This is a genomic window from Legionella gresilensis, assembly GCF_900639865.1.
GTDB classification, from domain to species: domain Bacteria; phylum Pseudomonadota; class Gammaproteobacteria; order Legionellales; family Legionellaceae; genus Legionella_C; species Legionella_C gresilensis.
The window spans coordinates 17,172-34,245 of sequence record NZ_CAAAHX010000012.1 but is presented as its reverse complement, the minus strand read 5'-3'; the positions used below and the strand labels follow the sequence as shown (position 1 = coordinate 34,245).

Here is a 17,074-nt window from a genome sequence, read left to right as displayed (position 1 = left end):
CATAAAGAGGCTATATATTAACATCTTGTCTGTAATTTAATATTTTATTCGCTTTCAAAAAGTTATTTTTAAATTAAAACAATAATAATTAATTAATTTCTTAGCTTTAAAACTAATATTAAACGATTTAAATTACTTAGAATCAAAATTAAATTGCTAGCTTAGGCTATATTAGTTAATAACGGGTTAAAAATTATTAAGGAAATGAGGGAAGCTCATGATAAAAGGCCTGCTATTATATTTAGCAGTTACATCAGCTTGTTTTGCCATGCCTCCGCTTGATTTTTTCCAACAAAAAGTGGCCAATACTTATAATTTAATGGGCCTAATCACGTCTATTTTTAATCCTTCTGCCGTACAAAGTAATATACAAGATGATCCATTTAATGATATTAAAGCAATGCTTGAAAATAAGGATTATTTATTAAGTGATGCGGTTATTAATAAAGTATTAACTACCTTAAGATGTGCAACAACATATAATGTTGCGCATAATAATATTTTAGCAATCATTGATTACTCTCTACCATCTAGTGAAAAAAGACTTTGGGTGTTTGATTTAAATCAAAAAAAGCTACTTTTTCATACCTATGTTTCACATGGTATTAACTCAGGCACGCTCTTATCTAATTATTTTTCTAATAAATACAATAGTAAAGCAAGCAGTATTGGGGTTTATGAGACTGATAAAGCTTATCGAGGTCGAGAAGGATTATCTTTACAACTTACAGGTTTAGATCAAAGTTTTAATGATAATGCTGCAGGACGTGCTATTGTTATACATCCAGGTTGGTATGTTGAAGAAAATTTTATCAAAAAATATGGTAGAGCGGGCCGCAGTTGGGGCTGCCCGGCATTGCCTGAACATTTAAGTGAAGCGATTATTAATACTATCAAAGATAAGGCATTATTAGTCATTTATTATCCCAATGATAAGTGGTTTGCAAAATCAAAATTTTTAAATTGTGATAATCATTCAACTATAGCGAGTCATGCACAGCTTTTCCCTGAGCTACAACCAGATGAAGATAGTATTCCTAAAGAAGAAATACTTTTTGCTGATTTAAATAAAAATAATAAACGCGAGGAAAATGAACCTATTTTAGCAATTACAGCAGATAACTATGAACGTCTCTTTCAAATTAAAGTCCCCCTTTCTAGAATGCTACGCCGACAAATTAATAATACTGAATATGTAGCTCTTAATGGCTCTGAATTTAAAACTTTAATAGCTACCAGCAATATTCTTCTTAATACTAACAAAGATGATTTAAATGCAGTTTATTTCGTTATTCCAGAAGTCAAAATGAATCGCGGTTATTATCAAACGCAAATGAAAATTATTCTTTTAGGCAAGGCAAAAGATGTGCGCCTTAACAGTACATCTTTAATAGAGAATGGGGATACCAAAGTATATAATATTTATTTTGATACCCAATCCTTTATTAGCTTAAAGTCTACTAAGCAATTTATTCGTTGGCTTGGCCTCTAATAGTACAGTCTTTATCCAATATTAATTGTCCAGGTGATAAGACTAAATTATTTTCTGGAAAAATAACTCGAAAACCAGGTTCTAAAATTTGTCCTAATGGATTGGCCGAAATTTCAGAAGCTTTAATTTCTATCCTTCTTTGCGATAAAAGAGCATAGAGTTTTTCAACATTGCGCTGCTTAGTTAATTTCTTCTGACATTGATAAATAATTTTTTCGGCCTTCTTTTGATAAAATTCTTTGGGATGGGTGATATCCATAAGATTTGCTAATAATTCTTGGGCAGTTTGATTACTACTATGTTTGAGATTATGAATAAAAATAGGAAGCCAATTAGCGGAATACGTTTTAGGAATATAACGTAAAAGAGTACAACGTTTATTTGAAAAAACTGGATTGGTCATATCAATAGCTAATACATCGGCAACGAACTTCTCTGTAATCAAGCCTCTATCAACTAGCGCTTGTATTGCTAATTGATCAGATAGTGATTTTACGGGCGTAAGCCAAGCATGATCTGCATCTAGCTGATTGGTTTCAGGGAAATGACTTAAGGCCTTAGTGAGCGCTTCCTGATAATGATTACGAGAAATAATAATGGATGAATTTTTTATTGTGGACAATAACCTTGAGTCAATGAAAAAATCACTAGGAATTTTAATGGTGGTTTGACCTAAATCATTAGGTAAATTATCAGATATAAAATTAATTTCAACTGGACAAAATAACGGCCTTAATTGCTCTTGCCATGTTAAATGCTTATAGGGAAAAATTTGTGTAAGCTTGTTCATACCTATTTTAACATGCTCTGCTAATTTTTCTGCTGAAACTAAATTTACTAATATTGCAGACAAATTATCATCAGGTTTTCTACCGCCCAAATCTAAGGGACGATTTTGTGTCCACCAATCATTATAAGGCTTATCTATCTCCTTCATAATAGGCCCGCCTTGGCCATGACATCCTGAACAACGTAGCCTTTGCCCAAATTGAGGGTGAAGGGGATCGCTTTGCAAATGAAGTTGTTTATTATCTGAAAAAATATCTAGCGAATTACCACGATAAAACCACTGCCCTTTTTCACCATCGCCACGCAGCTCATAAAAATTAAATAGCTTTTTCTTATAATCCCATGCAATAGCTTCAATCATTAAAGCGCCTTGCATAGGTTCTTGATTGGCAATTAAGCGATTTTGTTCATCAATATCGGTAAAATGGCCAAAGAAGAATTCGCCAGATTTAATTATAGGAATTCCCTTTGTATGTCCTGTCACTATTTCAAATAGACTAAAGCTGCCAAGGCTTGGATTGTGAAAGCCACGATTTGCTACTAAGGTTGTATGTAAAGTTAATTGTTTATTTTTAAGAAGAGCATGAAAAGCAAAAACATCAGTTGGACAACCTTTACTTTGTTCAATAATTAATCGCAAAGCGTCATGGGTGATAGGTGCTATATTATTAGTTGAATCTTTAAAAACACAAGCAGACCAACTGAATACAGCATTATTTAAACATGTTAAAAAAATAACTACACGCAAGAACATCCTTTTCCTATCCAATTTTGCTAGAAGTTTAGCGATAAAGAAGCTTTTCCTTCTGTACGCTAGAACCTATTTAATCTAGATCCTGTACAAATACTTCGCATTTTACGGGATAACGTTCGTTTAGCGACATAAAAAAGCCTTTGTCTCTTTTATGTCGAGCTCACGTTAATTAAAGTAACGCAAGCCAATTGCATTTCTTACTTCTGTAACGGTGGTTTTAGCTACTTCTCGTGCTGCGAGTGTGCCTGTAATGAGGATATCAATTACTTCGTTGCGCTTTAAAGATGCTCGCCTTTCCCATATGGGCTCTAATAAATTCTCTAAGGTTTGAGTGAGTAATTTTTTAATAACTGAGTCTCCTAGGCCGCCCTTTCTATAATGAGCTTTTAATGCGTCAACTTCTTCTTTATCTGGGTGAAAAGCATCTAAATAAGCAAATACGACATTGCCCTCAACCTGGCCTGGATCGCTAACCCGCAAATGATTAGGATCAGTAAACATCATATAGACTTTACGTTTAACTTCCTCCGCATTATCAGCAAGAAAAATCGCATTCCCTAAAGATTTGCTGGCTTTTGCTTGTCCATCAATCCCTACTAAACGCGGGGTCTTACTAAGAATAGCTTTAGCCTCTTTAAGACAATCAGTATTATAAATACGATTAAACTTTCTAACAATTTCATTCGTTTGTTCAATCATAGGCACTTGATCATCACCAACAGGAACTGCTTCTGCTTTAAATGCAGTAATGTCAGCAGCCTGGCTAACTGGGTAACAAAAAAATCCTGCAGGGATTGATAGATCATAATTTTTTTGCTGAATTTCTGCTTTGACAGTAGGGTTACGCTCTAAGCGGCCGAGCGTTACCAAATTTAAATAATAGGTGGTTAATTCAGCAAGTTCTGGGATTTGTGATTGAATAAAAATAGTACTCTTAGTAGGATCAATACCGACTGCTAAGTAATCTAGAGCAACTTCATAAACATTATCAATAATCTTTTCAGGCGTTTCAAAATTATCAGTAAGTGCTTGCGTGTCTGCAATCATTACAAATTGATTATATTCATCTTGGAGCTTAATACGATTAGCTAGAGAGCCAACATAATGCCCTAAGTGTAATTTTCCAGTAGGTCTATCACCAGTGAGAATAATCTTTTTCATGAAAATCCTAAATAATTAGATAGCAATTAAAGAGATAAACGGCTCTGATCATAAGGGGGATATCGCTAGAAGACAATCTTTCTATATTCAAGTGATTTTTATAGGAGAGCTTTTCTCTATTTTATATCATTAAACAAAATATTTTTCTGTAATGCTGATATATTATAGAAGCTAGAGCAAATTTTGGCTAGGTTAACAATTTGCAATACCCCATTTTAAAATGAGATATTGCAAGGAATTGCATCTCTTTTAACTTCCAGTTACGCCACCTGTTTTACCACCTGGGCAAAATGTTACCGTATAATTCACACTATTAATATTTGAACTATTATTAATCCGACAAATGAAAGTACTACTCATATCATCATAAGGATAGGTGTAAACAGAAGGACATGCCTGTTTCAACCATTGTAACGTAGGTAATACTTTAGAAAGCCAAGTTGGATTTTGGTTAACACATTGCTTAGTGTAAGTAGCATTTGGTACTGGTATCCCTAATTGATCCCAATTAGCACAGCCACAACAAGTACTTGCCGCACCGTCTTGATAGCAAGAACCAACTTGTGTGCATTGATAAAGATTTGTTAGGGTTAAATTTTGTTGTGGCGGCGGGAGAACCTCTCTGCAATTAAAAGGTGTACCATAACTATTTTGCATGCCACAAACTTGATTGGCAGTCCAATATCCAATACGAGTACCGCAAGTTTTTTGTAACAATGGATTCTTACCAGGGTTAAAACTTAATCCACAAACATTAGGCGCCTGGCAATCATTATTTGAAGAACAAGCATTACCGCCTGCTCTGACATAATTATTCTCAACTACTGGTGGATTCATTGCCCAAGAACAAGCGCCCATGGAGTTTGATGAAGTAACAGCACCAGGACTACCGCACTCATAAGGGTTAGCAGGTGCAGGCCCTGACAATACAGGCGACATTTGCACAGGGATATTCATGCCATTGATTACTTCAACATCATAAAAATCAGGCGAGTTTATACCCATAGTAATTTCAGCTTGCGTTGCCGGCTGCTCAAAACCTCGTCCTGCAGGGCATGCACCGGTACCACCACCACAATTCGCAGTTTCACATCCAGCTGATGTACAATTTGTTCTTCCGGCAATAGCGCCACTCCAGATAGCGCCTAAGTTATTTTGATATCTTGGCAGTTGCACTACATTGGTGCCGCCATTTGCAGCTAATCTAAAGTTATTATCTGCAGGTGCTGGGTTTTTCCAAAAACATTGATTACCGCCTGCACCACGATTAACACAGGTAGAGCCCGCTTGACAATCTGCATCACTATTACATGATCCTCCAGGTGGGTTAGGTGTTGCACCACTAATAAATCCAAACCACACAGGAAATGGGCATTGATTTACAAATGTAATATTACGACCCGCATTTTGATTGATCGCAGTGTATACAATATTTAAGGTAGTAGCCTGGGGAACTGTGAAAGGATTAGGTGTATAAGAAACAGAATAACCACTTATATCTGAAGTTACTTTATAAATATCTGCAGGCAAGTTCATTATCGTATTATTGTATACGTATTTAGGTATCGTATATTTAGCCCCTGTTAAAGTAATTAGGGGTCGTGCGATAGGTGCATTCGTTAACGTAACTTTAACGGGCGTAGTAGGTGCCTGTTCAAAGAAAAGCTCTTTAGAAATGACTTGTGAAGCGTTAATAGTTACTGTAATTGGTTTGAACTCATAAAATTGAATCCTATTATGAACTGCTGTCGCTGAAACCTTATAATCACCGGGAGGTAATTTTATTACTTCCCAAGTTGTTCCCCAAGTAACTCTTCTTATACGGGTAACACCTGATCCTTCTACAGTAATAACTGGATTGCGAAGCCCTTCTAGAGGTGTACTTTGCAAAGTCAACTTCAGGGTACCGGTTGCTATGGCAAGCGCGTCTTTAGATTCTTTGGTGACCTGAAAACCATGGGGTGTATCTTTGTTGTCTGTGACTAGCATAAACTGAAGCGATTCATTAGGCGCTAATAATAATTCTTCTTGAATCGTTAAATTATATAAATTATCTTCCTCCTCTACTGCTTTTGCATCCGTTGTTAATAAGTTTAATTTTACTTCTTTTTGATTTAGGGCTGCAGAAAATACTTTTCCTAAATAATGAAATTTTATTGTCGTATCATTTAAATTAATGGGTTTATTAGATGTGTTAGTAACTACTAATTGTTTATTTTTAAACTCTGCTTTAACTGAGATACCACTTGTTTGTTTTTGTACTGGCTCTCCTATCTGCGCAGCAATTAAAGACGAAGAGAAAAATAAGATCATTAAATATGAAATAATTCTTAATTCTTTTAACATACATTTCATCCTTGAAATATAACCAATTAAAATAATGTAGACGATTAATGAACTGAATTCCACTCTTTCAAGTATCTTTCTTAAAAGCAAATTAGGAATTTATTAAGAATAATCTACCTTGCTAAAGCGCTTAAAGAATATTAAAAGGTAATTTTTCTAAGACATCTGCTATTAAAATAGAATCATCGGTACTTAAAATTTCATCACCTGTTAACAGGGAGTGAAATGCTCGATTATACATTTTAGGTAGAATGATTTTATCATCTTGGTTAAAAGCTGAACTTGACCAAAATGTAAAAGGACTTATTAATTGCGATACCCAACGTAAACTAATAACAATGATATAAGAATTATCAAATTCTCTTGCAAAAGCGATAACATGTTTTGCTAGATTGCCCTGCACTTCTAAAGGAATATATTTGCCATACATAAAGACATTTTTAAAGCGATTTCTTATTTCTAAAAGCTTACGCATGGTGTTTAATTTAATTCGTCCATCTTCCCAGGTTCTTAATAAATCAGATAAAGGCTCTTCACTCAACAAAGAAGTAAGATGGTTATAATCAATTAAACTGCGATTATCAGGATCAACTAGGCTAAGACACCAGCTTTCACACCCTTGATAAAAATCGGGCGCGCCTGGTGATGTTATTTTTAAAACAACTTGAGATAAGGAATTATACATACCAAAAAAAGCTACTTTCTTTTGCAACATGGTAAAGCTTTTTAAAAACCATTGATCATGAAATAACGATTCAAAAAAATTAATAACAGCCTTTTCATAAGCTTCATTGGGCGCAAACCACGTAGTATGAGATTTGCCCTCTCTTAGTGCTTTGGTTAGAAACGTATGTATGCGATCTTTTAATGCCTGGTTAATACCATTGGATGGCCAAATGCCTATTAATGTTTGATAAAGCATTATTTCATCATTAATATCGGGCGCTAGTTGCTGATTTACCATGGTTTTTTTAGACTGATTTTGCTCCATCCATAGTCTTACCGTTGAAATCCATTCCTCACTGATTTCACTTAATACATTTAATCTGGCCCGCACATCTTCACTACGTTTTGTATCATGCGTTGAAGTAGCATTTAGGCTATTAGGCCATTTTTCTTGTTTAAGCGCATTATAAGAATGAAAATCATTAAGCTCGCCTGCCCTTGAAAAATATTCTGGCGCACTTCCCACTTCATTTAAGGATAAGAAAGCGTTATACCTATAGCATGTTGTATCTTCAAACCCTTTAGCCATTAAAGGCCCGGTTAGCACTTGCCAATTACTTAACCATTTAGCACAACGTTTCCTTTGCTGTTCATTTTGATTGCCATCAAAGTCTAATAACAACACTTGTTGAATTTTCTCTAATAAATCCCGTCTTTTAGTATTTACTCTTTCAAAGATATTATTGATTAGTTCTTTTTCCTGATGCGAATAAAAATCTGAGTTACCATAAATTCTATAAATTGGCATTAAAGCGCAAATTTGCAACAAGATAATACCTACTTCGTGATCTTTTTCGCTAATTAATTCCTGTAATGTGGTGACTAAATTTTGAAATTCAGCACTAAACAATTTCTCAATAACTAAAATAATACTTTCTTGCCTAATTTGCTCGACTGTCTTTGTGGATTGGGTTAATGGTTCATAAAAGGCAATCATTTTTTTTAGACCACTTGGCTTTATATAAACTTGATTTAAACGATTTAAAAAATCATAGCCAGTTGTTCCATCAATTAACCATGTTTCTGGTAGCGTTTCATTAAAACCTAATATTTTTTCTACAATAATATACAAACTAGAATGGGTAATTTTTTTTAAGGAATTAAGATAATCTGCTGGATTGCGCAAACCATCAATATGATCAATGCGAAGACCTTGGATTAATTCTTTATTAATTAAGGAAAAAAGTAAATGATGCGTTTTAGCAAAGACTTTTGGATCTTCAACTCGCATACAAACTAATTCATTAATATCAAAAAAGCGTCGGTATACTAATTTATCTTGATTCGAATGGACCCAATTCACATCAAATAAAAAGGCAAACTCTGAATTTTCTCGTTTTTTAAGCACATCTTGCCAATAAATATTATATTCAGTAGATGCCATATGATTAGGTACAATATCCACACAAAGATTTAAACCTTTTTCTTGTAATGTTAAACAAAAATGCTTAAACCCTTCATAGCCTCCTAAATCCTTATTTACCTCTTCATAGTTAGTTACGTCATAACCATGGGTACTACCAGGTTGTGCTTGCAAAACAGGCGAAGTATAAATATCAGAAATACCTAGCTTTCTTAAAAAATCTAACAGAGGCTCAACTTTCTCAAAAGGAAAATCTTTGTTAAGCTGCACCCTATACGTGGCTAGTGGAATATGCATATTCGATCTCCAAATCGAGTTGGCTAGCTAACTCTGTTAAAAGAGGATTTTTCTGATTTTGTTCATTGTCCTGCAATAATTTATATACTTCATTTTGCATATGCCATAAGTTAACGTTAACGGGTATTGTTTTTACAAAAGCCACTAATTTAATTAGATAGTCTAAAAAATCTTTATCATTAATATGATGTTCAATCATCATGGCATTATCATGCAGCATATGATTGGCGTGAAATTCAATGGTTTCTTTATCGAGTCGAACGCGTAAGCGTCGCGCTTTATCAAAGATGGACTTCAAATCTTCAATGTTGGGATTTGGGCCTAAAAAGAAATGCACGATATCAGTGTTAATTAATGAATTAAGCGCACTTTTAATTGTTCTTGGTAATTCAATACTTAAATCAGAAATAAAATTAATCATTGGGGCATTATCATCGAAGAAGCGTCGATAATTTAATTCCAAATCAGCTAAAGAGGCAGATAATATGTCTTCTGTAATTTTTAATTTTGTATCATAGAATAAGTCGCGTAAAGAAATAGTTTCTTCACCAAAGTAATTTTCAAATAATTTTACAACCTGAAAAATATCACCAGTAAGCAACGTTTCATGTAATATTTTGCCTATTTGTTCTAAGGACTCATGGGGATGCTTAATTGCACATATTAAATTATGATCGCCTTGATAAAAAAGCCAATACCAAACTCTTAAAGATTCAGATGTTAGCTTTGAAGTGACTATTAATTCACCGCTAATTAATTGTGTTTTACCTTCAATTGTTTTTTGCGTATTAATTAATTCACACTCATAGCAATACATGACCACCTTATCTTCATAAGCCATAAATGGTAAACTTGCAGCTAAGTGCGCAGATACCTTAAATAAGTCAATACGAAGCGGTTTGACAAACATATTGTATAGTTGAGCACCATTTTTAAAGCGCGGGAAATTAGAAGGCGCTAACGCTAGTTTTTCAATAAATGTGTCTTCAAGGCTTTCGCCCGTTAATTCAGCATGTAACTGAATAACACGGGCAGCGTATTTCATAATTTGTACTGTTTCAATGCCAGATAATTCATCAAAAAACCAACCACAACTTGTATACATCAACATGGCATGGCGTTGTAGTTCCATCCATTTTAAAACACTTTCCTTTTCATGTTGTTTTAATTTTCGTTTGGCATGTTTTGCTAAAAAATCATTTTGTTTATCACGATGAAGAATAACTTCAATATAATCATTTCTAGCCGCCCAAGGATCGTTTACTAAATTACCCACTCTTTCCTCAAATGCAGGAATTAAGGCATCCCGTAACCAATCTAGTGCTTGACGCAAGGGGCCGCGCCATTCTTGATGCCAGCCTTGACCATTATTACAACCACAATTACTTTTCCAGCGTTCTACGCCATGCGCGCAACTCCAAGAAGAATGTTCCCAAATTTCTACTTCAAACTCAGGAGGTTGAGCCTCTAAGAAATAACCATAATTTACAATTTCAACATCCCCCTGCTGTTCAATATAATGAAGCGCATAAGCAAGACCCATATCACCATGCGGATGATGATGACCGTAAGTCTCGCCATCAGTAGCAATATGCATCAATGTATTTGCGGTCCACTCGGAGGGAAAAGCATCTAATAAACGATGAGCAAAATTTTCGCCGTGCGTTAATAATTTTTCAAAGGCAACTGCTTTAGACACGCCACCATCATAAAAGAAAAGAGTAATCGTTCGACCAGACGGAAGATGCTGTAAGTAAGGCGTCCCGATGGTGAAATCATCGTACCATTCTTCGTCACTGTTGAGGCGTCTAATATGTTGTAATTGATTGGGAGCAAGGATTGTAAATTTAATGCCAAACTCACTCATGATATCTAGTGTTTCTAAATCAACTGCAGTTTCTGATAACCACATACCTTCTGGGCTTCGGCCAAAATAATGTTCAAAATCCTTAATTCCCCAATAAATTTGAGTATATTTATCACGCGAATTAGCAAGAGGCATAATGATATGATTATAAGATTGTGCAAGTGCATTGCCATGGCCACTTAAACGCTCTTGGCTTTTTGTATCTGCTTCACGCAATAACTGCAGCAATAAAGGATTTTTTTCATTTATCCAAGAAAGTAATGTAGGCCCAAAATTAAAGCTAATTTTTTCATAATTATTAGAAATAGCCGTAATTTTTCCTTCTGAGTTCAAAATTCTAGAGGCAGCATTAGGCGCATAACATTCCTCGGTAATACGCTCATTCCAATCATGATAAGGTGCTGCTGATTCTTGATTTTCTACAGCCTCTAACCATGGGTTTTCACGTGGTGGTTGATAAAAATGGCCATGTATACAAAGGTATCTATTAGTCACTTTCTGTTATCCTTTCAAAAAGTAAAACGCCAAATGGTTTAAGTTCTGTACTATTTTGTTGATAAGCGACGGTTGTGGGCTCATAGTCATAAGAGTCTAAAAACAACCTTAATCCAGCAGGTTTAATATGATTCTCATAACTAAGATTCTCATTTGAGAAATTAGCAATCAGTAGAATTTCATTTTGTTTATTTGTCCGTTTAATTAGCCATAATCTTTCATTTTCAAACAATTCGAAAGACAAGTTATTCTTGTTTAATTCAAATAAGGCTGGGTGATTACGGCGAATTTGAATCAGTCGCTGATAATATCGCCACATGCATTGATGCTCACTTTGCCTTTTAAGATCATGATTTAGCTTACTTTGCTGATAAGTAGTAATATCATAGGGATCAGGCACTTCAACACTTTCCAAAAATGCAAATTCTTGCCGCCGGCCTCGCCGCACTGCTTCAATTAGTTGTTCATCTGTGTGACTAATAAAATATTGAAATGGTGCAACTTCGCCGTATTCTTCTCCCATAAAGATGAGCGGAATATAAGGCGAAAAAAAGAGTAAAGCCGCGCCAAAACGAAGCTGTGCCGGTGATAGAGTACGCGTTAAGCGATCACCTGTAGGGCGGTTACCAATATGATCATGATTTTGCATAAATACAACGAAGCGCTCGCCCGGAATAGTTTGGGAGCTTACTCCATGTGGCTGCTTACGAAATGAAGAATACTCACCTGAATAGACATAGCCTTCTTGATAGGCTTTTAGAAAATGTTTTATATCACCATAATCTTGATAGTAAGTTTCACGCTCTTTAGTAAGAAGGGTATGCAAAGCATGATGAAAGTCATCATTCCACTGAGCATGTAAACCAAATCCATATTCTTTTTTAGTTCTAATCAGTCTTGGATCATTAGCGCAGCTTTCTGCTATTAAATAAAACTCTTGTCCTTGTGCTTCAGATAAAGCTTTTGTCCTATCAGCAAGTTCCTCTAAAAAAGGATAAGCAGACGTATCGACAATAGCATGTAATGCATCTAAACGTAGCGCATCAATACCATATTCAGAAAACCAATGAAGCGCATTCTCAATAAAATAATTACGCACATAGTGACTGTATTCACCATCAAAATTTAAGGTTTTACCCCAAGGCGTACTATATTTGTCTGTTAAATAGGGGCCAAATTCATTAAAAAAATTTCCTTCTGGACCTAAATGGTTATAAACCACATCTAAAATAACAGCCATCTCTAACTCATGACATGCTTCTATTAATTGCTTTAAACCTTGCGGTCCACCATAGCTATTTTGGACAGCAAAAGGAAGCACGCCATCATAGCCCCAATTTCTATCACCTGGAAATTGTGCAACTGGCATAAGTTCAAGTGCAGTAATACCCAGTGCTTTAAGTTCTTTTAAATAAGGAATAACCGCGGTAAATGTACCTTCTTCGGAAAAAGTGCCTACATGCAATTCATAAATAATATAATCCGCTAATAATGTAGACTTCCAGGGTTTAGGCTTTTTTTTACCAATGATTTCTGATGGTCCAAGAATCCCTTCAGGTTGATAATCAGAAGCTAAATCAGGTAGCTTTTTGTCTGCAAAACAGTAATAGTAGCGATCGCCTGCGGTGATATCCGAGGTAATAAGTTCAAAATAATCATCTTCGCCTTTATGCATCTCTAAATAATAAGCTGATCCATGTTGAGGAAAGATTTTAATTTGTATATGCTCTGCATAAGGTGCCCAAACGCGAAATGTGCAAGAGCCATTTAAAGCCAGGTTCGCACCTATCGTCCGTGTTATTTTTCTATCCATTTATAAAAGCTCACACTTATGCCCGGTAGCGTCAGGCTAATTGAATAATCCCTATAATGAAATGGGTGCTTTTCTGTATCTAATAGATTGTCTTGATTGCCTGACCCACCATATTGTGTTGCGTCACTTGACGCAATCAGTTTCCATCTACCTTGATTAGGAACACCAACTCGGTAGAAAAATCGAGTTACAGGCGTACAATTCAGTACTATTAATATTAGTTCACTCTCTGATGATTTGCGTAAAAAACTATAAACACTATTGTGAGCATCCTCACAATCAATCCATTCAAAGCCAGCTGACTCATGATCAAAATCATGTAAGGCTCGTTCCTCTTTATAAAGTTTATTTAAGTGAATAACCCAATCCTGTAAACCCTGGTGCAACGGCCAATCTAAAATATGCCAGTCAATACTCACTTCATGATTCCATTCACTCTTTTGGCCAAACTCGTTGCCCATAAAGAGTAATTTTTTACCAGGAAGGCCAAACATATAGCCAAATAACAAACGTAAATTAGCAAAACGCTGCCATTCATCACCTGACATTTTTGAATATAAAGAGCCCTTACCATGTACACTTTCATCATGCGATAAAGAAAGAGTAAAGTTTTCATTAAATGCATAAATCATTCGGAATGATAAGCGGTGTTGATGAAAACGTCGATGAATAGGATCAAGGTGCAGATAAGATAAAGTATCATGCATCCACCCCATATCCCATTTAAAACCAAATCCTAAGCCACCAATATAAGTTGGCTTTGAGACACCAGGCCAAGCAGTCGATTCCTCTGCAAATGTTTGCACATCAGGAAATAAATGATGAATTGTTTTGTTTAAGGTTTGTAAAAAATCAATTGCTTCTAAATTTTCATTACCGCCATGCACATTAGGAATCCACTCCCCTTCAGAACGCGAGTAATTTAAATACAACATAGAAGCAACGGCATCAACCCGTAAACCATCAATGTGATACTCCTCTAACCAATACAAAGCGCTACTAATTAAAAATGACTTCACTTCATGGCGACCATAATTAAAAATGGCACTTTTCCAATCGGGATGAAACCCTTTTCTAGGATCGCTATGTTCAAACAGATGGGTACCATCAAAATAAGCTAAACCATGCTCATCATTGGGAAAATGAGAAGGCACCCAATCAAGTATGACACCAATATCATGCTGATGCAGGTAATCAACTAAATATTTAAAGTCATCAGGGCTACCATAACGAGCAGTCGGCGCAAAATACCCAAGTGTCTGATATCCCCAGGAACCATAAAAGGGATGTTCCATAATCGGTAAGAATTCAACATGGGTGAAATTCATTTTTAAAACATATTCTGTAAGCAACGGTGCCAGTTCGCGGTAATTTAAAAAACGCCCCCCTTCTTCGGGTACTCGCCGCCAAGAACCTAAATGGACTTCATAAATTGAAATAGGCGCATTTAGACGTTGATGTTCCCGCCGTTTATTCATCCATGTTTCATCATGCCACTGATAATTAGAATGCCAAACAATAGACGCTGTGTTTGGCGGCACTTCTTGTAAAAATGCAAATGGATCTGCTTTTTCTGTCTTGTAGTGATGATATTTTGATTCAATATAGAATTTATATAAATCACCTGGGTTCGCATTGGGAATGAAAGCTTCCCAAATCCCAGAATCATCGACTGTGGCCATAGGATTTTCGCCACGATTCCAGAAATTAAAGCTCCCTACTACGGAAACATAATGCGCATTTGGCGCCCATACTGCGAAATAAACTCCTTTTATTCCTTGTTTAGAAATATAATGAGCACCTAAATGATCATAAAGTTGATAGTGTGTCCCTTCATTAAATAAATATAAATCATCCTTACTTATTAATGAGAACTGTTTATGCTTTTTAGAAATTTTAGATCTTTTTGGCCTTAATTCTCTTATCATATGCAAAAGATGATTTACCGAAGACATTGTTTTAATCTGCTCAATAGAATAAACAAATTTCCTGCGCCAATTGGGTTTATCAGGCCCGCTAGCCGGTATATTCTGAGACTCAGTTTCTTGCCATAAATCTTCGATGTTTATAATTAAGATCTTAGCTTTACTGATAGCAAGTAATTTAAGGCTTGATTCAAGTAAATCATCTTCATCTAGCTTGTGCTTAGCTAACGTTTTTCTTAAGAACAGAATTTGTTTTTTCCGTGTTTGAATAGCGTCATGATATGCTTTTGGCGATAAATTTTTTTCCTCTTTATCTCGTTCGATATCTAATCCCTGACAAAATGCAAAGAAAGTCGGCATATCATGCGTATTTAAACTAGTAAGCATTAATTCATGTAAAGGCTCAAGCGGCAGTTTTGATTCTAATAAATATTGAGTAATATTCATTTGAATCATATCATGCTGTTGCATCATTTCATCTGTTATAGGCGGAACACAACCCAAATTCTCACCTATAATAGACGCTTTGTGGCGATTAGACTCAATCGATAAAATGGCATACATCTCTTCTGCCGGGTATTGCACATAAACACCCTCAGCAATTGGAAAATTATCAGGGATCCAGAATAAGCGATTAAAACCCATCACATGATCAATACGCAAAATATCTACATATTGAAAAATATTACGCAGCATTAAAATAAAGTAGTTAAAGTTTGTGTCCTTTAAGGTTGCAGGACTTAAAGGCGGAGAACCCCAATTCTGACCTTGTTTAAACACAGGATCAGGTGGTGCACCAATACTAATACCTTCTAAAAAACTATCTTGAAAATACCAAGTGTCGAAGCCATCTTTATGGACACCTACAGGTAAATCTAAATAAAGCAGTTGGCCACGTCGATTAAGTTCTTCTTTAAATGATTTTAATTGCTTATCAAATTGCCACTGCGCTAAAAGATGGTAATGATAATATTTTTCTAAATCCGCGTTTAATTTAAGTTTGCCTTTTCTATCTTTAGCAGTCCATGCATGCCAAGTTTGATTATCTACTTCGTTTTTTGCTCTAAATAGAGAATATTGCTCAATTAGAGGACGTTTTTCCCGATAAACTTGAAGCTGCTCTTGTAATTCAGGATTAGCTAACAAGGATTCAATATGTTTTGTAAATAGTTGCCGTTTTGTTTTTGCAGCTAAAGTATAATTAACTAAGCTTTGATCATTTAATGTCTCTTCACTATCACCTTTATTGTCTTCTTCTACTTCATTATCAAGATGATTTAAATTGAGATATAAATCATTCCAAAATAAGCGACTTACAGGCGAATAAGGACTAGGCTCACAATGACTTTCAGAAAAGCTCGCGAAAAAAGGCATTGTTGCAACAATTTTAGCATCTTGTTCGGCTAACCATTGAGAAAAATGAGCAAATGTCGATAAATCACCACATTGATTAGTGAATTCATCATGAAGCGCATAGATTGGGGCAAACACGCCGTAGCATGGCTCTTTAGCAATATTCTTGGTATAAAATTTTGTAGGTGCCGCAATTAACAGGCTTGTATATTTTTTTGAGAGTAATGTTATTTGTAACTGATGGTAACCGATCGGTAATGTAGGCATACGAATTAATTTTTCTATATACTTTACGCCATAGGTTTGTTTACGCTTTGATTTAATCTTATCAAGATCAATAGATTCCTTAATTAAGGAGCCATCTTCAAGGGTAATAACGTAACCAAGCTGCGCCTTTACTTCATCCTGAGTTAAAAGTATAGGAATTTCTTTAGCTTTGCCGTCCCACAAAACAAAATTTTTATCAATTTTTTCAGCAACCTTTTTTTCAATTGATTTTTTTAAAAACTCAGGTGCTTGTTCAATTTTTTCTATAGGTATTCCTAGGCGATTTAAAAGACATATAATCACTTCAGGGGTTGCTTTTACCTTTTTTTTCCAGGCATTTTCATAAGAAAGTAAAATACCTGCATCTTTAGCTAAATCTAAGAGTGCTTTTTTCGAACTATCCTTATTTATTTTATCCATGCTGAA

General features: G+C 35.2%; 8 protein-coding genes. 1 reads left to right on the top strand and 7 read right to left on the bottom strand.

Annotated features, from left to right (window positions below):
- The first annotated feature begins 217 nt into the window (after positions 1-217).
- The gene (locus tag E1P04_RS13655) at positions 218-1,492 is read left to right on the top strand and encodes a murein L,D-transpeptidase catalytic domain family protein (protein WP_131783463.1); all 1,275 of its coding nucleotides are present in this window, start codon (positions 218-220) and stop codon (positions 1,490-1,492) included.
- On the opposite strand, the gene E1P04_RS13650 is transcribed toward E1P04_RS13655, so the two are convergent.
- From E1P04_RS13650 to glgB, 7 genes are all read right to left on the bottom strand, one after another.
- Complete coding sequence (locus E1P04_RS13650) at positions 1,470-3,035, bottom strand: hypothetical protein (RefSeq protein ID WP_427853400.1); 1,566 nt, start codon at positions 3,033-3,035, stop codon at positions 1,470-1,472. The genes E1P04_RS13655 and E1P04_RS13650 overlap by 23 nt on opposite strands.
- 165 nt (positions 3,036-3,200) lie before the next feature.
- On the bottom strand, positions 3,201-4,196 hold the full coding sequence (trpS, locus tag E1P04_RS13645) for a tryptophan--tRNA ligase (RefSeq protein ID WP_131783461.1): 996 nt from the start codon (positions 4,194-4,196) through the stop codon (positions 3,201-3,203).
- A 249-nt stretch (positions 4,197-4,445) separates the two neighbouring features.
- Positions 4,446-6,542, bottom strand: a complete 2,097-nt coding sequence (locus tag E1P04_RS13640; protein ID WP_165482790.1) for a thaumatin family protein — start codon at positions 6,540-6,542, stop codon at positions 4,446-4,448.
- Positions 6,543-6,672: 130 nt separating this feature from the next.
- Positions 6,673-8,928 carry a malto-oligosyltrehalose synthase gene (treY, locus tag E1P04_RS13635; protein WP_131783459.1) on the bottom strand — a complete coding sequence of 752 codons (2,256 nt, stop codon included), beginning with the start codon at positions 8,926-8,928 and terminating at the stop codon, positions 6,673-6,675.
- Positions 8,903-11,290, bottom strand: coding sequence for a DUF3536 domain-containing protein (locus E1P04_RS13630; RefSeq protein WP_131783458.1), 2,388 nt, complete (start codon positions 11,288-11,290; stop codon positions 8,903-8,905). Before E1P04_RS13630 ends, treY begins: the two co-directional genes overlap by 26 nt.
- The gene (gene treZ / locus E1P04_RS13625; protein WP_131783457.1) at positions 11,283-13,103 is read right to left on the bottom strand and encodes a malto-oligosyltrehalose trehalohydrolase; all 1,821 of its coding nucleotides are present in this window, start codon (positions 13,101-13,103) and stop codon (positions 11,283-11,285) included. The genes E1P04_RS13630 and treZ overlap by 8 nt, the downstream gene beginning before the upstream one ends.
- A complete protein-coding gene (glgB, locus tag E1P04_RS13620) occupies positions 13,088-17,068 on the bottom strand; it encodes a 1,4-alpha-glucan branching protein GlgB (protein ID WP_131783456.1) in 3,981 nt (1,326 codons plus the stop codon). Before glgB ends, treZ begins: the two co-directional genes overlap by 16 nt.
- Positions 17,069-17,074: the final 6 nt, after the last annotated feature.

Excerpts from the sequence above, each read along its gene's own strand:
- E1P04_RS13655 (WP_131783463.1), top strand. The coding sequence starts at position 218 with ATGATAAAAGGCCTGCTATTATATTTAGCAGTTACATCAGCTTGTTTT.
- E1P04_RS13650 (WP_427853400.1), bottom strand. The coding sequence starts at position 3,035 with ATGTTCTTGCGTGTAGTTATTTTTTTAACATGTTTAAATAATGCTGTA.
- trpS (WP_131783461.1), bottom strand. The coding sequence starts at position 4,196 with ATGAAAAAGATTATTCTCACTGGTGATAGACCTACTGGAAAATTACAC.
- E1P04_RS13640 (WP_165482790.1), bottom strand. The coding sequence starts at position 6,542 with ATGTTAAAAGAATTAAGAATTATTTCATATTTAATGATCTTATTTTTC.
- treY (WP_131783459.1), bottom strand. The coding sequence starts at position 8,928 with ATGCATATTCCACTAGCCACGTATAGGGTGCAGCTTAACAAAGATTTT.
- treZ (WP_131783457.1), bottom strand. The coding sequence starts at position 13,103 with ATGGATAGAAAAATAACACGGACGATAGGTGCGAACCTGGCTTTAAAT.
- glgB (WP_131783456.1), bottom strand. The coding sequence starts at position 17,068 with ATGGATAAAATAAATAAGGATAGTTCGAAAAAAGCACTCTTAGATTTA.